Here is a 17,264-nt window from a genome sequence, read left to right on the forward strand (position 1 = left end):
CGATCGCGTTGGCTTATCGACCGCGCCGTCTCGCTCGCATCGCGGCCACGCCTGCGCGTGTCACGCTCGCTACGCATCGACCGGCGCGGTTCAACCGGCGTCACGCTTGCGGCATCAGCACGGCTCGCTGGCGGGCGCGGCGATGCCGTCGCATCGCCTGCACTGCCGCTGCGCATCGCGCCGTGCCGATCGCACCCATTGATCGGCCACGCCGTCTCGCTCGCATCGCGGCCACGCCTGCGCGTGTCACGCTCGCTACGCATCGACCGTCGCGGCTCAGCCGGCGTCTCGACTGCGGCATGGGCGCGGCTCGCTGGCGGGCGCGGCGATGCCGTCGCATCGCCTGCGCTGCCGCTGCGCATCGCGCCGTGCGGATGCGATCGAGTATGGGCTGACCGGCACGGCTCGCTCGCTTCACGACGATCCCTTCGGATCGCCGGTTCGCTACGCCTCGCTCGTGCCGATCGCACCCGCTTATCGACCGCGCCCGTCTCGCTCGCATCGCGGCCACGCCTGCGCGTGTCGCGCTCGCTACGCATCGACCGGCGCAGTCCGACCAATGCCCGGCTCGCTCGCGGTGCCGCAATGCCTGCGCATTGCGAGCACCAGCTACGCATCGCTCGGGCACCCGGTCCTGCGGACCGACCCATGACCCCGTGAACGGCCATGCCGATCCTGACGGATCGGAAGGGGAGGGGAACCGGAGATGATGGTTCCAATGGGAGACGACCATGTCGATCACCTTCTTCCTCAGCGTCGATCGCAAAGCCGACGCCGCGCCCGCCGTCATCACCGCCCGCCAGCTTGCCGCGTTCCGCGCCTTCGCCCGCGAACGTGGCCAGCTGCTCGAAGACGAGGATGATGACCCGCTCGTGTCGTGCTCGTTCGAAGCTCGCGTCTGCCCCTGGTCGCTCGCGTCGATCTGCGCGATCTTCGATCACGATGTGGGTGTCATCGCCGTGGTCGAGGAAGCCCAGTTCCGTGGCCTCAACGTGCGCTTCTGGCACGATGACGCGACCCGCACGATCACGATGCGCGTCGCCAGCACCCCGGACGGCGCAGCGGAGATCAATCTCGCGAACGGCAACGCCTTCCACGTCCTCGACGCGCTGCGACTTTCGGACGATAATTGCGGCAGCATGCCCATCGGGCAACTACGCGAAACACTCGGCCAGCCCTATGTTCGCCGCGACCTTGGTCGCCTCGATGGTCGTTACCTCGAACGCTTCGACACCCTCGCTGCTCAGGCCGACACCAGTGAAGGGATACGCATGGTCTGGGGATAGCCTCCCTCCAGTCGCCATCGCGTCGGGGAGCATCGGGCTTCGCCTCGATGCTCCCCATTCTTATGCCTGAATGGACCGAAGCTTCGCCAACTCGGCCCAAGCATTGAAAAGGGGAGCGCCTAACGGCAGCTCCCCTTCTATTTGCATGATGGGCTTGAGCCCGCTTTCGCGCTGACCCGCTTACGCGGTCAGGCGCTTCACGGTCTCGGCGATCCCGAGTTTCTTGATCGCTCCAATGATCGCGCTGAACTCGGCAGGATCGGCCTTCATCAACCCCGACCGTTCCACCTCCTTCAGCAGCTCCGAACGCTCACGATCGGCCAGTTGTCTGCGGCGTTCGTTGAGCCGCTGTTCGTCCGCCTCAAGCTGTGCCCGTTCCTGCTCGATACTCCGTGCCATATGACCTGCCTTTTCTGATCGTGGATCGGCCTCCATTTCCCACGATGCCAGCACCGCTCCACCGGCACAATAGCGACACTCATAATCGCTCGCTGGTCCGGCTTTACCGGACCAGCATAAGGGCGACGGACACTGACCTTCGGCCAGGTCCGTCGTCAGGCGCAGATTGCTCCGCCCAATACCCTTCGGTCCAGTCCGGTGGTCGCCTGCCTGCGGCGCTTACTCTGCCGGAACCCAGTCCAATGATCGGACATCCAGCCATGATGCCACCACCACCGCGACAGTCCCCCAAGGATTTGCACACCGTACGCGGCACGCCGCAGGTTAGGTGTCTGTAATTGCCGGCGTTTGCAGGGGCAAACATGTTTGCCCCTGCAAACGCCTTGGGTGGTTCTCCCCTAAGCGCTTGAGAACGCGCGAAAATCCCTGTTTGCAGGGTGAATGCGTTTTCACTCTATACCTCGGGACCAGGCTGTAGTATTTTCCACTCTCCGAAAACCCCACCAGCCACTTTCAAGTGGGTGGTGAATGTCTAACTCGACGATAGCTTTCAGACTTTCGTCTGAAGAGATTGCGGCACTTGATCGTGTAGCCGCGAAACGGTCGTGCTCCCGGTCTGAGGCCGCGCGCACTGCGCTTATGTTCGGTATCCGTTTCGCTGAGGCCGAGCATACTTTCAACATCACCCGTGCGGTCCTCGTTCTCGAGTACATGCAGGCGGCGATCGACGTGATTATCACACGCGATCACGGCGACGTCGTACCCCAGCTTCGCGAAGCCGCGAAGGAGCGCCTGGCGACGTTCCATGCGTAGCGGCGACATCCGGTTCAACGGTCAGGCGGCGACCGTAAAGCACCATTCCGCGCGGGGGCGGATCACCCGCAACTCGGGCAATTTCACCCGCGGTTCGCAGCTTCTCGCCAGTCAGTACAAGATGACCTGGGCGGGCCTCCAGGTGCCCATCTGGATATGGCTGGGGACGTTCATCGTCCTGTTCAATATCTTCGTCTGGCTGGGCCTCGCCGAGCATGAATTCCAGCTCGACCTGATGAAGCTCTATTCCGCCATCTGGACGTGGGTCGGCGGGGACAAATTCCACCTCATCAACCTGACCTTGCCAAACGGCATCGTGACCAAGGTTCCGATCGGCTACGTCCCCTACGAACCCCATGTCGTTCATGCCTGGGCGAAGACGGTCAAGATCTTCCTGACGACACTCGTCATGTCGGCCTTCATCGCAGCACCGATCATCATGTGGTTCATCATGTGGGCAAACAAGCGCGGCAGCGACATGCTCCAGGAACGCCACAACCGCGGCGCCCTGTTGGTCGAGCGTGACGTGCTCGTCAAAACTGTCAGCGGCCACAACCGACGCAAGTTCCGCACCGAGTGCGCCGAACACGATCCGCCGTACGTCCCCGAACTCGTCGCCAAGGCTCCGATCCTCGATCGGATCGACCGGGGCATCCACGTTCCATACACGATCGCCGGCATCCCCTATCCGTGGCGGCTCGAACAGAGCCATACCATGCTCATCGGCACCACCGGCACCGGCAAGACGACCCAGCTGCGCAGCCACGTCTCGCAGCTTCGCGCGCGCGGTCATCGCGCGGTCATCTTTGACCTGACCGGCGTGTTCGTGGAGACGTTCTACAACCCAGAAACCGACGTCATTCTCAACCCTATGGACGAGCGTTGCGCGCCGTGGACGCTGTTCGACGAATGCCGCAACTATGCCGACTTCGTTTCGGCCGCATCGGCCCTCATTCCCTCGCATCCCGACGACAAGGAACCGTTCTGGCAGAACGCCGCGCGGATGCTCTTCATCGAGATGTGCCTGAAGCTTCAAGAGATGGGTGAGGCGAACAACGCCGCGATCGCGCACCACCTGATGCAGGCCGATCTGAAGTCGATCAACGCCAAGCTCGATGACACCATCGCCGCCCCGCTGACGACCGAGAAAGCCGCCCGCATGGCGGAATCGATCCGCTCGGTTCTGAACGTCAACGGACAGGCGCTACGCTTCATGCCGGACCCTGTCCCGGGCGGCCCGCCCGCCTTCTCGATCCGCGACTGGATCGCGACCGACAATCGCGACGGCTCGATCATGTTCATCACCGGCTCGTACAACGACCTCGAGATGACCCGCGGTCTGTTCACGCTGTGGATCGATCTGGCCGTCAACAACCTCATGCGCCTGCCCAAGACCCGTGACCTGCGGACCTGGTATCTGTTTGACGAAGTCCATGCGCTTCACGCGCTTCCTGGTATCGAGCATGGCCTCCAGTCGGCCCGCAACTTCGGCGGTGCGTTCGTCCTTGGGATCCACTCGTTCGACAAGCTGGTCGCGACCTATGGCTTGCAGAACGCGACCGCGCTCACCGGACTTGCGCGCACCAAGCTGATCCTCGCCACCGCCGATCGAACCACAGCCGAAAAGTGCTCCGAGTTCATCGGCAGCCGCGAGGTCCGCCAGATGGATGAGGCCTACAGCTACGGCTACAACAACACCCGCGACGCCTCGACCCTCACGCCTCGCACGGCGATCGAGCCGCTGGTCATCCCCGACGACATCAACAACCTGCCGTCGCTCCACGGCTTCGTGAAGTTTCCCGATGGATTTCCCGCTGCGCGGATCGAACTCAAATACCGCTCCTATGCCGAGGTCGCGCCGGGGGCGGTGCCCCGCAAGAACTTCAAGCCTACCGAATACGTCTCGCCGGAAGACCGGCGTCGTCAGAACACCCGGAACAATGGCGCGGATGAGGGGGGTGAGGGTGGCCGCGAGCATACCCCCACACGGCCTGTGGGGGGCGTGGAGGCGAAGGAAAGGCAAGAGCCGGACCTGACCGCCTCGCAGCCCGAGAAGCCGCGTAGCGAGGCTGAAAAGGCGGCTGCGGCGATGGAGGTCACCGGGTCGCTGCCGGTGGTGATCGATCAGATAACCGGCAAGGGCGTCGCCAGCAGCCCGACCGGCGTCGATGCCGTCCGCGCGTCGGATGCCGCAACGAGGGTCGGGGGCGAACCTTCCAAGCCTGTGACGGGAGGTTCATCCAGTCTGGATGCCCAACTCGGCGGCATGGGCATGTCCCTGATCGAGAACCGTGCGGGTCCGCAGAGCGGGGTGGATCCGACGCGCGGCGAGGCGTCACGCCATGCCCCGGAAAGCCGGTCCGATCGCGGTGATGCCGATCGCCACGAGGACCAGGCGACCCGCGAATTGCGCGATGGGTTTGCGACGCAGCGCGACCCCGATCACCACCATCGTCATCACGGCCCGGATCATTCGCCGGAGATCGATGACGACATGGACATGGGGATGTAGCCGATGCTGTCGGTCGCTTCCGTCAAGTCCGCCTCCGGCGCGGCGCAGTATTTCGCCAAGGACGATTACTACACCGCCGAGCATTCGTCCGAGGCGACCGCCTGGGGCGGGGTGGGCGCGGCCGACCTTGGCCTCAAGGGCGAGGTGACCAAGGAAGACTTCGAGAAGATCCTCAACGGCGAGATGCCCGATGGCGAAAAGGTCGGGCAGGTCGAGGGTCGCAGGCTCGGTGTCGACCTGACCTTCTCGATGCCGAAGTCCGCCAGCGTAATGGCCTATGTCGCTTGCGACACCCGTGTCCTCACCGCGCATATGAACGCCGTAAAGGCGACGATGGGATGGGTCGAGAAGACCTTCGCCGAAGGCCGCACCTACGATCAGTCCAGGTCAGGGGATGCGGTGCGAACCGGCAACCTCGTCTATGCGCTGTTCCAGCACGACACGAGCCGCGCTCTCGATCCGCAGGGCCACATCCACGTCCTTATCGCCAACATGACCAAGATGGCGAACGGGGCATGGCAGGCGCTCCACAACCAGCAGCTCTGGAAGAACAACACCACGATCGGCGCGGCCTATCACGCCCAGTTTCGCGCCGAGCTGGCAAAGATCGGCTACGAAACAAGCGTCACCGGCAAGCACGGCCAGTTCGAGATCGCCGGCGTGCCTAAGGAGGTGATCGACACCTTCAGCCAGCGGCGCGCCGATATCCTGGCGAAAGCCGGCGAGCTCGGTGTCACCTCCGCCGAGGCGTTGCGCAAGGTGACCAACAATACCCGCGACGCCAAGCTGAACGTCGAGGATCGCGATGCCCTGCGCCAGGAATGGCGTGACCGGGCGGCCGCGCTCGGATTCGACGGCAAGGCACTGGTCGATGCCGCGCGCGAGCGTGCTGGCGCCAGCGGCCTCGATGCCCAGCCACGACCGATGGAGCGCCTCGGTGACGTCCTGGCCAATCTCCGCGAAAGCCTGGGCGAGTTATTCCGACCCGCCGATCCGCTCGTCGCCAGCGGCCTCGACCGGCTGCGCATCGCGCCGGTGGATCTGCGCGCCCAGCACGCCGTCGCCTCCGCGATCCGCATCCATGCCCAACGCGAAGCCGCGTTCGCGGTGCCGGACATCACCAGGACCGCGCTCGACCTCGGGCTGAAGGGTGTCACCGCCGCGCATGTCGACGCGCGCGTCTCCGAGCTCATCCGCAACGAGAAGCTGATTCCGGGCAAGGATGACCGGATCGACAGCGTCGTCACCCATGTCACGACGCCCGAGGCGCTCGCGACGGAGCGCGGCATCCTTGCAGAGATCGAGCGCGGCAAGGGGGAGGGGCGGGTGATCGTCTCCGCCGACACCGTTATCGAGCGGATCAACGCCGCATCGGGCGACAAGGAACTCAATGCAGGGCAGATGGCGGCCGCGACGATGGCGCTCACTTCCGCCGATCGCATCGTCGCGGTCCAGGGCGTCTCGGGCGCCGGCAAGTCGACCATGCTGGCGAGCGTCGCGCGCAATGTCGAGCAGGAAGGCGGCAAGGTGGTCGGTCTCGCGCTCATGAAGGCGACCGCCGATCGTCTCGGCGCCGAAGCCGGCATCGAGAGCCGCACCGTGTCCTCGTTCGTCCACAGCTATGCCCGCCACGCGCTCGCTGGGAAGGGCGCGGGCTATGACGGCGCGCGAGACGCGCTCGCCGGCACCACGCTCATCCTCGACGAAGCCTCGATGGTCGGCTCGGAGCAGATGAAGCACCTGGTCGGCATCGCCAATGCGCTCGGCGTCGATCGCTTCCTGATGATCGGCGATCGCCAGCAGATCACCGCGGTCGACGCCGGCAAGGCGTTCGCGCTCGCGCAGGCCGGCGGGATCACGCTGGCGCGGATGGACGAGAATCTGCGCCAGCGCACCGAGCAGCTGCGCACCGTCGCCGCGCTGACCAACCGCGGCGAGGTGCGCGAGGCGATGGCGATGCTCGGCGACAAGGTCACCGCCAACCCCGAGCATGTGAAGGCCGCGGCCGAACACTGGCTGGGCCTAACCCCCGAACAGCGCGAGACCACCGCGATGTTCTCGTCGGGCCGCGTCGCGCGCGCAGAGCTCAACGTGCGCATCCAGGACGGCCTCGCCGCGGAGGGCACGTTGAAAGGGGACGGCGTCGTCACCCCGGTCCTCGACAAGGTCAACGTCACGCGCGAGGAACTCCGCTACGCGCATACCTATAAGCCCGGCCAGGTGATCGACCTGCGCCATGCCATGCGCGAGCTCGGCCTCAGCCCCGGCACCTATGACGTGCTCGGCGTCGACGCGAAGGGGCGCGTTCAGGTCCAGATCGGCAACCGGGTACGGACCTTCGATCCGCAGAAGATATCGCCGGTCGACAAGACCGACGCGATGCAGCTCGCCCAGCGCGAGCAGATCAAGCTGCATGAGGGCGACAAGATCCGCTGGACCCAGAACGACAAGGACCGCGGCCTCAACAACAACGATATCGCCCGCGTCGTCTCGGCCGACCCGTCGGGGATCAAGGTGGAGGCGAGCGACGGCACCCTCCACGAGCTGAAGGCGGGCGATCCGATGATGGAGCGGATCAGCCTCGCCTACGCGCTCAACATGCACGCGGCGCAGGGCATCACCACCGACACCGCGATCGCGGTGATGAGCCACAGGGAATCGAACCTCTCCAACCAGCGGCTGTTCAACGTCACCGTCACGCGCGTCCGCGACGACATCCAGCTGTTCACCGACGACCGCGAGAAGCTGACCGCCGCGATCGAGCGCAACGAGGGCAACAAGACCTCGGCGCTCGAGACCACCGGCGCGCTGTCGATCGACCCCGATCGCGGCGCTGCCGGCGCAGCCACGAAAGCCGGCGCGGGCGAGACGTTCAACCCTTCGCTGCCGCCCGACCTCGATCGCGGACCGGAGAAAGTCGGAGGCGAGCCGAGCGCAGATACAGCCCGCCCCTCGACCGGCGGCAAGATCGACATCCGTACCGATCCCTCGCTCGACCTCTCCCGGTTCAGCGTCCCGGTCGAGCCCAAAGGGCCTGAACTTCCCTACCCCGAAAAGGACATCGGACTGGAGCTATGAGCATGACCACATCACCACCGACCTGGGACCAGGTGATCGCCACCAAGCACTGGCACGCCTGCGACCTCGACACTCATACGCTCACGCAATGCAGCCAGCTCGCGCGGCGCGACGATGCGCTCGACTGGGGCGGCGAAACGCTTGCGATGGCCGCGATTTTCGGCCTGACCTACGTCTTACTCCTGCCGCTCACCCGCGCGCTGCGTGCCCTCCGGGTCCGGTCCGAGCCAGCACGATGAGCCTCGCCGACCGCGACTATATGCACGGGCCTCCCCGCATCGGTCGGACCTCGCGGCTCGACACGCCGCCCTGCGACGCGATCGAGGGAACGGCCGAGTATGGCCATCAGGCCCGCAGGAAGCCCGTGGAGCCACGGTCAACCGCACCACGCATGATCGTCCCGCTGACGCGCCGGTTGCGTCAGGCGGGACTCCTGGCGGCCGCGGTGGCGGCTTTCACCTTCGCCTGGGCGGTCGGATGCGGAATCGTCAGCGCGTCGCTTCACACCGATGGTGGAATTTTCGTTCCGCCCGCAACCCAAGGTACGCCCGGTGGACGGTAGTTTCCCTTTTCGCTTCCGGCGCCAACCCGAGCCGACGCACGCGACCCTCACGATCGCCGAAACCGCGGATCTGACGGAAGCGGCGCTTGAAGCGGTCCGCGCCGGTGACGGGGGCCGGCTCGCGGTATTCGGCGATGGCGACGCGATCGCCGAACTCGCCGACCAGGTCCGCGACCAGCTGATCGACCCCGCGCGCGGCAACTGGGACTTCTTCGCAGACCATCCGAGCGACTATGCACGCTCGTCCGCGATCGAAGCGTTCCTTCCCGACGATCCTGACGTTTGCTCGGGCTACACCTGCGCTTCGCGCTATGTGCTGCTCCGCGCGATCCAGCATGCCGGCGATGAACCTGGTGCGACCCTTTCGGCCGTCCGCGATCTGATACGGGATCTCCCGCCGGAAGCCGTCGCAGAGGCGGCGGGACACGATTCTGGAAACGGTCACGCCCTGCGTTGGGGAATGACCGTGCTGGCCGGCGTGCGACGAGCGACCCACGCTTTCGCCGACCACGACCGGCTGATGCCCAGGATCTCCATCGCGCGCTGGCTGGCAGGATCGGCGTCGACCATCCTGTTCGTACGACGCGAACCTGGACTGACTTCGAGCGAGGTTGTCGCCGTCGAGGCCTCGCTGCGCGATCACGCGATGCTGTCCAGAATGGACGTGTTTCCCCTGGCTCTCCCCTCGCAGTCGATGGAGGTGGTCGATGGGCATCGATGATCGCGACTATATGCGCGATCGCTACCGCAAGCGGCAGGGGCTCGATCCCGGTGCGACGCAATGGAACGATCGCAAGGCACGGGTCGAGCTGAACCGCTTCGGGTTCAGGAAATCGGTGCCGCTGGGGAGCGCGAGCTGGATATCTGGCGGATCGAAAGGGTCGTGGTTCGAAGCCAGGAACAGGGGCCACGATTATCAGCGCGGTCGATGGCGGCCCCGCCCGCGCTTCACGCCGGCCCCTTACTGGCAGGCGCTGGGCGTCGGTGTTGCCATCGCACTGGTCCTTGCGGCCTGGGCCGGGCAGGGCCAGATCAAGCGCGCAACCTCCAGCCTGTTCGCGTCAATCGTGGGGACGAACACCGGTTTTCCGGAATCGGGAACGGTCGCCGTCTCCTCCAGCGTCGACCTGCGAACCGTCAGAAGCCACCTGACCATTCAGGGTGCGGCAGACAATAGCATCGTCCAGCTGCTCGATCCGGCGACGGCGAAGAACCGGCTGTCGGTCTATGTCCGCGCCTTCGAGCGTGTCACCGTGCCAGCCCCGCTCGGCCAATATCGCGTCCGCTTCATCCACGGCCGCGAATGGGCAGATTCTCGGACCTTCTTCGGCAAGGGCACGCTGCACGACGAGGTTGCCGGCGTGATGCTGTTCACGCGACGGGTCGGGCACACGCTCGATCTTCGTCTGGGGGCCGACAGCAATCTCGTGGTCCGGCGCATCGCCGCCAAACCGGCCTCGATCCAGTGACACTGTCCTTCATCCACGCGCGGGGATTTCGCATCGCACCGCCAGGACCGGCCCCCGCGCGCCGGCACGGCGATCAACCGGGACAGGAGACATGAGCAACTGGGATTTCGAGGAAATGGGCGAGTTCGGCTCGGATGCCGACGCAGACCGCTGGGCGAAGCGCAACAACATCGCCCCGCAGGATGTCCGCATTCGCCGCAAGGGGGACGGGGTTGAGCTGGAGGTCCGGCGCTCGGCGCTGGGCGACAGCAGCGCCCGCCACGATGACCGTCGCGACGGCCGACGCAACGGTTTCTTCTGAAAACGGCCAGGGAAGGAGTACACACGATGAAACTGAAGATGATCGCCGCGCTGGGGCTTGCCGCCCTCTCCGTGGCCTTGCCGTCGGCCGCCAGCGCGCAGTCGTCGGCGCCGGTCCTGCTCGCGATGGCGAGCTTCGCCGGAAGTCATGCCGGCACCGATGCCGCGCGCGAGGTCGAGGCGAAGAAGGCGCGCTATCGCGCGCACGCGCTTCACAACGGCAAATGCAAGGACTGCGCGGACTGTCCCGACTGCAAGGACTGTGACGAAGCCGCGAAGAAAGTTGCGGCGGACGAGGAGCGTGCCGGGATCTGCGATCCCGCAGCGCATGCGAAGAAGGCGGGCGCCGGTGCTTGATCGCACCCGCATGCTCGTCGTGACGGCCGCGCTCGCGGCCGTCACACCTTCAATGGCCCACGCCCAGAAGCTGGGGCAGGGCGGCACCGGCGTCGACGAGACGACCGCCGTGCCGCAATGCCAGGTGCCGCTCGGCGTTGCCGCGCTGGTTGAGGAGAAGGCCGCCAACCCGGCCGATGGCCTGTCGCCGCAACTGCAGGCGCTCATGCGCATGGCGGAGATGCAGAACGGCGGTTCGACCGCGCGCGTCGACGCGCTGCCACTGGTCAAGCTGATGATCGCGCGATCCAATTGCTTCCGCGTCGCCGATCGCGGCGAGGCGTTCAGCGCGCTCGAACGCGAACGCGCGATCAATGGCGGGACTGCCACAACCCGGCCTGTCACCAAGGCGGATTATCTGATCGAGGTGAAGGTGGTCTATTCCGACGCCAAGTCGCGTGAGAGCGGGGGCGGGGTCGGCGGTGTGTTCGGCGGGGCGGTCGGGCTCAAGTCGAAGACACTCGAAAGCCAGGTGCTGATGACGCTGGTCGACGTGAACACCGGCATCCAGGAAGCGGTCGCCAGCGGGTCGGCGCGCAAGAAGGATATCGGCGTCGTGGGCGGTGGGCTGTTGCTCGGCCTTGGCGTGGGTGCGCTCGGTGGAAGCTACGCCTCGACCGACATCGGCAAGATCACCACGCTGGCGACGCTCGATGCGTTCCGCAAGCTGATCGAGGATGCACGGCCACGGCTCGAGGCGAGGCTGGTGCCGGCCAAGCCGCCCGCAATGGTGCCTCCCGCCTCCGCGCCGCTACCGGCGCAGGCGGTTCAACCGCTGCCGCAGCCAAATCCGGGAACGCCGAAACGATGATCCGCAAGAAATCGACCCGCGCGGCCGAGATCGCATTTGCCGACGAAGTGATGGCGTCCGACGAGTTCGCGGCTCTCCCCGAGCGCGTGCGATCGACGGTGCGGAACCATCGCCAGGGGATGCGGGGCGAGCGCGAGACCGCCTATATGCTCGATCACCAATTCGGGCCTGACAACGACCGCAACCTGCTTATCCACGATCTGCGCCTGCCGGACGGGCAGGGCGGGTTCGCGCAGTTCGATCATATCCTGCTGTCGCGGGCGTCGCGCACCGCCTCGATCTTCGAATCCAAGAACTACTCTGGCCGGATCTCGAAGAACGAGCATGGCGAATGGATGGTCTGGTATCGCTCGCAACGTCAGCCGCAGAACATCCCCAATCCGGTCGAACAGGCCAAACGACAACGCAAGGTGCTGCAGGCGTGGCTGAAGCGAAAAGGGCATGACAGGGCGTTCGCGGAGGTCGGCGTATTCGTGTCCGTTCCGCCCACCGCGATGATCGACCGTTCCAAAATCGGCAGCGACGAGCCGATCTACAAATGCGACAACCTTTACAAAGCCTGGGTGCCGTTCGGCGGGTCATCGCCCCTGGGACGAATGTTTTCGACCGGCGTCACCGCCGCGCAGATGGTCGAGATCGCCGACCAGCTCATCGCCGACCATGTCCAGGAGGGCGATATCTATACCCGCCTCGGCATCGTTCCTGACAGCACGGACGCCGCCGATACGTCTCATACCGGCGACCCGTCTGGGCCGATCAACATGCCCATCGTCCAGGCCGCGTCTGTGCCGGAATTGCCGCCGTACGTCGAGGCAGAGCCTGTCACTGTTCATCCGGCGCAAAGTCCCTCCACATCGGTAGCGGTTGAATGCACCGTTTTGGAGGTATCGCCCCCTGCCAAGGCGGTTCCCGTCAAGGCGGGCGCACCTATCGAGGTATGCGCCGGGATCGTCGAGCGGACACTGCCAGATGGCCGCATCGCATTCAGGGCCGCGCGCGACGATGAGATCGGCAGGGAGGTTCTTTCCGCGTTGTGCAAGGGCAAGGCGATCTGGAACCCGAGATTCTCCAACTGGATCTGCGTGCCCGACGTCGCCGACGTGATCCGGGCTGCACTTCCCGATGCGATCAGGGTCGGCCACGTCGCATGAATATGATCAGCCTGCCCCGGCCCGAATGCCCGTATTGCCATGAGGCGATGCGCCGCTGGCCGCTGGGGCAGCACATGCTGGTCTGCGACACCTGCCGCCGTCCGATCGTGCGCTACCTCGCTGCGCCCTCGCGTCGGATCTTTCGGCTGCGCCCGCTCTACAGCGTCATCAACGCCATCGCGCTGTTCATTCTGGTCGCGACCTTTCTCGCCATCGTGATCGCCCGCGCCGACATCCGGCATATCATGCTGGCCGTCGCGATCCCCATCGCGATGTTCGGCGCGAGCGATATCGGCGATGGCTGGCTGTCCTGGCGTACCTCGCTCGATCGAGGGTGGAACCACCTTCGCAAGGGTCGCAAGGCGCGGCTGATCGGGCTGGCACGCGCAGCGTTCGGCATCGCCGGCTGTGCTGTCGCCATCTTCGGGCTACTTGCCTACGGCGACATGACCACTCCACGAAAACCGCTTGCCCATCAGGCTGGTCGGCCATGATTCCCTTCTGCCTGATCCTGGGCGACAGCACCGCGGTCGGCACGGCGCAGGCATTGGCAGCACAGGGCATACGCTGCGAGGTTCATGCGCGCGTGGGTGCCGGTTCGGCCGAGATCGAGCGGCGGGTGAGGGGCGCTTCGGCCGCCACCGTCGCCCTCATCGCACTCGGGTCGAACGATGCCGCCAGTCCGGCGCTCCCAACCAACCTTCTTGCGCTCAGGCGGCGAACCACCGCCGTCAAGGTGGCCTGGCTTGCCCCCTACGACCTGCGCGCGTCATCCATTGTCACGTCGATCGCGGCACGTTTCGGCGACACCGTCATCCCGCTGCGGGCGCAACCGAGCCGGGATGGCATCCATCCGGTCAGCTATCGCCCCGTCGCCAAGTCGCTGCGGTGGGGGGCGGTCGCCCCCTTCAGAGCCGGCGTAGCGCCGGCGCCGATCGCGCGCGCGACCGTGCTGGTGATGAGCAGCCCACTCGGGTCGTGATCGCCATCTTCATGCCGCGAGCATCGGTCGCCGGAACCGAACGGCTCGACTCAATCCCGCTGGAACAAATCCGGCCCATATGACAGGCTGAACGTCATGGACCATCGCATCACCCACACCTGCGGCCATGAGCAAACCCATTTCATTGCCGGGTTCGCGTCGCAGCAGGAGCGCAAGGCCACCTGGCTGCGCACGACGGTCTGCGGCGCGTGCTACCGCAAGCAGCGCCAGGAAGAGAACGAGCGCGACGCCGCGGCCTCGCAACAAGCCGTTGCCCATCTGTCGCTGGCGCCGCTCAACGGCTCGGAACGACAGGTCAGCTGGGCAACGACCATTCGCGCGAAACGGATCGCCTTGCTGCGCAAGGATCAACCTCTCGATAGCGTCGAAACCGGCGCGGCGCTGCTCGGCATCGCGGACGCCAAATGGTGGATCGACAACCGCGACGCGACCGACGCGCAGTTGCTCGCCTCGGCAGGGGTGGCTCAGGCTCCCGGCTGAACCGGCGTCGTCACCGCATTCTTCAGCGGCGCGGGCTTCTTGCCGTCAGGCAGCGTCCTGCGGAGGTGCTCGTGGACGATCGCAGCCGAGAAGGGCTTCGGGATGAACGTCGCCTTCTCGGGCATGTCACCCGGATTGGGACGGATATTGCCGCTGGCGATCACGATCTCGATCCAGGGCCAGTGCTGTGCGACATGACGCGCCAGCGCAAAGCCGTTGATCGATCCCGGCATCTCGACATCGGAGAACAGCAGGATGGTGTTGTCGGCCTGCTCCTCCAGCAGCACGATCGCGGTATCGCCGTCCATCGCCTCATGACAGCGAAAGCCGGCGTCCTCCAGGATCAGCGTCATGTCCATCAGGATGATCGGGACGTCATCGACCGCGAGCGCGAAAGGTACGGTCGAAGTGTTCATCACCTCTACAACCGCCTGTATCTGTAGGCGCTTGCAATCGTAACTGGCGCAGTAGATGTCGATCATCGCGGACATCATCCTGGCCAACTCGCGTGTGGTCGGCGCATTTTCCCACCGGCTCATCGTTGGTTGGCTGGCCAGCCCCGCGCCCGATCCCGGCAGCTTGCCCAGCGCCAGGCGGAAGCCCGGATCGTCACGCAGAGCGTCGAGATCATCGGCGTCCTCGTAGCCGCACGCGATCGCGAACACGCGGGCACGCAGTATGTCATCAAGGCGATGGATCACCCGCGCAGGATCGCGCGGATCGGCAATGCAAGCCGCAAGCCGCCGGCAAAGCCCCATCGCGCGCTCGGCCTGTGCCAGCAGCAGAACACCGCCATCCGAGGTGAGCCGACCTCCGTCGAACGCGGCTGTGATCTTCTTGCGCCCGATCGCTGGAAACGAAAATCCCGGCGCGCTATCATCGCTCCCGGCGGGTGTGGTCCGTGGCATAAATTGCCTCGCTGCAGGAATGGCCTAGACACCCATTTTCCTACATCAAAGCAATCGCTTAAACCACTCCCGCCAACCCTTCTGACCGAACCCGATGAATAAGCCGGGCTAGAGGCGGCCGAGTGATGAAACGGCATCGCTCCACCTTTCGCCGTCAATGGTCGTGGCCGATCGCCCTCGCGGCGCTGACCCTGTTCGGCTTGCTCTCGGCGCTGTTCGGCGAAGGCGGCATCTGGTGGTGCCTGTCGTGGGCGGCGCTGGCGATCCCGCTGCTGGTGATCGCGCGCCACGTCCTGCGACCGACAGGGAGGCCGCAACATGCTCGCCACCATGCGCCCTGACGGCGACGACGCGCGCCAGGCGCGCGACGATGCCGAAACGCTGCCGATCGTGCTGCCGCTCCCGGTCGAGCGGCATCCCTATGCCCCGCCGCCCGAACACAAGATATTCGGCTTTCTCGGCACATGCCTGGTCTTTGCCGTGGCCTTCGCCGGCCTGCTCCTGACGTTCGAGCATCATTTCAACCCGCCGCCGCCCTCGGCGCCGCTGGTGGTGAGCCTGCTTCCGCTCGCCTCGCCGCCCGAGACGCCGCCCAAACCGAAAGAGGCGCCCAAGCCGGTCGAGAAGCACCAGCGCCAGCCCACGCCGCAAAAGGTCGTGCCGGTCGAGCGTCCGATCATCCCGGTCCCGACGATCGCGCCGCCCCCACCCGCGCCAGCGGTGAAGCCCGTCGATCCGACGCCCCCGCAACCGGAAACCGCCGCGCCCAAGACGGCGCCGGCGCCCCCCGCGCCGCAGGTATCGAGCAACGCGCCCGATACGTGGGAGGGCCGCGTTCTCGCCCGCTTGCAGAAATACCAGCGCTATCCCGGCGCGGCGAAGAGCGCCCGCCAGCAAGGCGTCGCCTATATCCGGTTCCGGATGAACCGCGACGGCCATGTGCTATCCTCGTCGCTGGTGCGGAGTTCCGGCTTCCCGGCGCTCGATCAGGCCGCGCTCGACACGCTGCGCCGCGCTGATCCGCTCCCCAAGATTCCGCCCGAACGGCCCGACGAAATCGAGCTGGTAGTGCCTGTGGAGTTCCTATTACGTTGAGCGCGCCCTTCTCCCCGATCGCGCTGCGTCGCCGCCCCGCGCTCGAACGCCGCGCCCTCGCCATGCTGCGCGGCGACGAACAGCATTTCCATGCCGATGAAGATGCCCGCGCCTCGGAGCCGTCGCGCCAGGCCGCGAAGTCGCAAGCGCTGTTCTTCGCCGAGCTGCGCCGCGTGGCGGCCCGCCACGGCATCACCGTGCTGCCGCCCGGTTCCCGCCTCGTCGGCGAGGGCGAAATGCTGCTGCTGACGTGGCTCGCGCAGGAACAGCGTATCACCAGCCACGGCCGCGCCATCCCGGCCGATCCGCTGCTGATCGCGGCCGTCGCCCGCTGCGCAGGCCTGCTCGATGCGCTCGGCATCCATCTCGGCCCGAATACCCTCTATGGGGCGCGGCTGCGCGGAAATCACGCGAGCGGGGCCGGGTCCGCCCTATAGCGGCCGATAGGCGACGCCGATCCGGTTCTCGGCCGAGTTGCGCCGGCGCAAGGTCGCGGCGATATGGCGCTCGGCCGCCTCGCGATCGGCGAAGGCGTGGGAACGGGCCTGACCGCGCGCGCCGATCCGGCCCCAGCGGGTTTCCACCAAGATCATGCCGAACAGGTCGAGGCTCGCGGTGATGCTGTAGCCGCGCCGGACGTTGCGGGCCGGGTCAAGCGCCACCAGCTCGATCGGATCACAAAGCGGGAGAGCTGCGCCATTCATGGCGCAAAGCCTACAAAATCAGGCCCGCGAAGTCCGGCGACATTCCTGAATCAGTGCGGGGGCGGTGATTCACAAAAGCGATCAGCGCGCCCGTGGTGCAGATTTCGATACACCGTGTTCAGCCGTTGAACACCGCCCGATCGGCTTGCCCATGACCGAGATGGCGAAGCCTGCTAGAAGATCGATGAAGCTGCGCGAACGGAGGGCGGCACATGGTTCAGGGCATCGTCATCGTCGCCATCCTGGCCGGCGCCGTTTGGTTCCTGATCCGGCATTTCAAGCGCGGCTGCTGCGACT

22 protein-coding genes and 1 pseudogene are annotated in these 17,264 nt (G+C 65.9%); 19 read left to right on the forward strand and 4 right to left on the reverse strand.

Annotated elements, in window-relative coordinates; translation table 11 throughout:
• On the forward strand, positions 1 to 660 hold a 660-nt coding region (locus ACM61V_RS21420; RefSeq protein ID WP_419714713.1), incomplete at its 5' end, for a hypothetical protein.
• Positions 661 to 731: 71 nt separating this feature from the next.
• The gene (locus ACM61V_RS21425; protein WP_010409130.1) at positions 732 to 1,286 is read left to right on the forward strand and encodes a hypothetical protein; all 555 of its coding nucleotides are present in this window, start codon (positions 732 to 734) and stop codon (positions 1,284 to 1,286) included.
• A 180-nt stretch (positions 1,287 to 1,466) separates the two neighbouring features.
• On the opposite strand, the gene ACM61V_RS21430 is transcribed toward ACM61V_RS21425, so the two are convergent.
• Complete coding sequence (locus tag ACM61V_RS21430; RefSeq protein WP_419714714.1) at positions 1,467 to 1,685, reverse strand: hypothetical protein; 219 nt, start codon at positions 1,683 to 1,685, stop codon at positions 1,467 to 1,469.
• Between the two features lie 639 nt (positions 1,686 to 2,324).
• Between ACM61V_RS21430 and ACM61V_RS21435 the strand changes: the two genes are divergently transcribed.
• From ACM61V_RS21435 to ACM61V_RS21500, 14 genes are all read left to right on the forward strand, one after another.
• Positions 2,325 to 2,498 carry a hypothetical protein gene (locus ACM61V_RS21435; RefSeq protein ID WP_154651477.1) on the forward strand — a complete coding sequence of 58 codons (174 nt, stop codon included), beginning with the start codon at positions 2,325 to 2,327 and terminating at the stop codon, positions 2,496 to 2,498.
• Positions 2,491 to 5,010, forward strand: a complete 2,520-nt coding sequence (locus ACM61V_RS21440; protein WP_033967470.1) for a type IV secretion system DNA-binding domain-containing protein — start codon at positions 2,491 to 2,493, stop codon at positions 5,008 to 5,010. Before ACM61V_RS21435 ends, ACM61V_RS21440 begins: the two co-directional genes overlap by 8 nt.
• 3 nt (positions 5,011 to 5,013) lie before the next feature.
• Entirely contained in the window at positions 5,014 to 8,088 is a 3,075-nt protein-coding gene (gene mobF, locus ACM61V_RS21445) for a MobF family relaxase (protein WP_010409137.1), read from the forward strand.
• 2 nt (positions 8,089 to 8,090) lie between these two features.
• Positions 8,091 to 8,327 (forward strand): hypothetical protein, encoded by a 237-nt coding sequence (locus tag ACM61V_RS21450; protein ID WP_033967468.1) that lies wholly within the window; start codon positions 8,091 to 8,093, stop codon positions 8,325 to 8,327.
• The gene (locus ACM61V_RS21455) at positions 8,324 to 8,650 is read left to right on the forward strand and encodes a hypothetical protein (RefSeq protein ID WP_010409142.1); all 327 of its coding nucleotides are present in this window, start codon (positions 8,324 to 8,326) and stop codon (positions 8,648 to 8,650) included. The genes ACM61V_RS21450 and ACM61V_RS21455 overlap by 4 nt, the downstream gene beginning before the upstream one ends.
• Positions 8,640 to 9,371 (forward strand): hypothetical protein, encoded by a 732-nt coding sequence (locus ACM61V_RS21460; RefSeq protein WP_010409143.1) that lies wholly within the window; start codon positions 8,640 to 8,642, stop codon positions 9,369 to 9,371. The genes ACM61V_RS21455 and ACM61V_RS21460 overlap by 11 nt, the downstream gene beginning before the upstream one ends.
• Complete coding sequence (locus ACM61V_RS21465; RefSeq protein WP_010409145.1) at positions 9,358 to 10,119, forward strand: hypothetical protein; 762 nt, start codon at positions 9,358 to 9,360, stop codon at positions 10,117 to 10,119. The genes ACM61V_RS21460 and ACM61V_RS21465 overlap by 14 nt, the downstream gene beginning before the upstream one ends.
• Positions 10,120 to 10,210: 91 nt before the next feature.
• A complete protein-coding gene (locus tag ACM61V_RS21470) occupies positions 10,211 to 10,420 on the forward strand; it encodes a hypothetical protein (RefSeq protein ID WP_010409146.1) in 210 nt (69 codons plus the stop codon).
• A 26-nt stretch (positions 10,421 to 10,446) separates the two neighbouring features.
• Complete coding sequence (locus tag ACM61V_RS21475; protein ID WP_010409148.1) at positions 10,447 to 10,776, forward strand: hypothetical protein; 330 nt, start codon at positions 10,447 to 10,449, stop codon at positions 10,774 to 10,776.
• Positions 10,769 to 11,626, forward strand: a complete 858-nt coding sequence (locus tag ACM61V_RS21480) for a CsgG/HfaB family protein (RefSeq protein WP_010409149.1) — start codon at positions 10,769 to 10,771, stop codon at positions 11,624 to 11,626. Before ACM61V_RS21475 ends, ACM61V_RS21480 begins: the two co-directional genes overlap by 8 nt.
• Complete coding sequence (locus ACM61V_RS21485; protein ID WP_010409151.1) at positions 11,623 to 12,777, forward strand: nuclease-related domain-containing protein; 1,155 nt, start codon at positions 11,623 to 11,625, stop codon at positions 12,775 to 12,777. Before ACM61V_RS21480 ends, ACM61V_RS21485 begins: the two co-directional genes overlap by 4 nt.
• Positions 12,774 to 13,271, forward strand: coding sequence for a hypothetical protein (locus ACM61V_RS21490; protein WP_010409153.1), 498 nt, complete (start codon positions 12,774 to 12,776; stop codon positions 13,269 to 13,271). The genes ACM61V_RS21485 and ACM61V_RS21490 overlap by 4 nt, the downstream gene beginning before the upstream one ends.
• Entirely contained in the window at positions 13,268 to 13,759 is a 492-nt protein-coding gene (locus tag ACM61V_RS21495; protein WP_010409155.1) for a hypothetical protein, read from the forward strand. Before ACM61V_RS21490 ends, ACM61V_RS21495 begins: the two co-directional genes overlap by 4 nt.
• Before the next feature lie 96 nt (positions 13,760 to 13,855).
• Entirely contained in the window at positions 13,856 to 14,260 is a 405-nt protein-coding gene (locus ACM61V_RS21500) for a hypothetical protein (RefSeq protein WP_010409157.1), read from the forward strand.
• On the opposite strand, the gene ACM61V_RS21505 is transcribed toward ACM61V_RS21500, so the two are convergent.
• Both ACM61V_RS21505 and ACM61V_RS21510 read right to left on the reverse strand, forming a co-directional pair.
• Positions 14,245 to 14,742: a response regulator gene (locus tag ACM61V_RS21505; RefSeq protein WP_307718164.1), complete on the reverse strand. Its 498-nt coding sequence runs from the start codon at positions 14,740 to 14,742 to the stop codon at positions 14,245 to 14,247. The two genes, ACM61V_RS21500 and ACM61V_RS21505, sit on opposite strands and share 16 nt — an antisense overlap.
• A pseudogene (locus tag ACM61V_RS21510) lies at positions 14,716 to 15,168 on the reverse strand (transposase); the annotation flags it as partial. The gene ACM61V_RS21505 and the pseudogene ACM61V_RS21510, both read right to left, overlap by 27 nt.
• Positions 15,169 to 15,293: 125 nt before the next feature.
• Between ACM61V_RS21510 and ACM61V_RS21515 the strand changes: the two are divergent.
• The 3 genes from ACM61V_RS21515 to ACM61V_RS21525 are packed head-to-tail and all read left to right on the forward strand — an operon-like array spanning position 15,294 to position 16,700.
• On the forward strand, positions 15,294 to 15,509 hold the full coding sequence (locus tag ACM61V_RS21515; RefSeq protein WP_062126525.1) for a hypothetical protein: 216 nt from the start codon (positions 15,294 to 15,296) through the stop codon (positions 15,507 to 15,509).
• Positions 15,487 to 16,263: an energy transducer TonB family protein gene (locus tag ACM61V_RS21520; RefSeq protein ID WP_063113157.1), complete on the forward strand. Its 777-nt coding sequence runs from the start codon at positions 15,487 to 15,489 to the stop codon at positions 16,261 to 16,263. The genes ACM61V_RS21515 and ACM61V_RS21520 overlap by 23 nt, the downstream gene beginning before the upstream one ends.
• Complete coding sequence (locus ACM61V_RS21525) at positions 16,260 to 16,700, forward strand: hypothetical protein (RefSeq protein WP_062126531.1); 441 nt, start codon at positions 16,260 to 16,262, stop codon at positions 16,698 to 16,700. Before ACM61V_RS21520 ends, ACM61V_RS21525 begins: the two co-directional genes overlap by 4 nt.
• Here ACM61V_RS21525 and ACM61V_RS21530 read toward each other — a convergent pair.
• Complete coding sequence (locus ACM61V_RS21530) at positions 16,695 to 16,967, reverse strand: WGR domain-containing protein (RefSeq protein ID WP_062126535.1); 273 nt, start codon at positions 16,965 to 16,967, stop codon at positions 16,695 to 16,697. The two genes, ACM61V_RS21525 and ACM61V_RS21530, sit on opposite strands and share 6 nt — an antisense overlap.
• Between the last annotated feature and the right edge of the window lie 297 nt (positions 16,968 to 17,264).

The organism is Sphingomonas sp. TX0543 (genome assembly GCF_048565505.1).
GTDB lineage: Bacteria > Pseudomonadota > Alphaproteobacteria > Sphingomonadales > Sphingomonadaceae > Sphingomonas.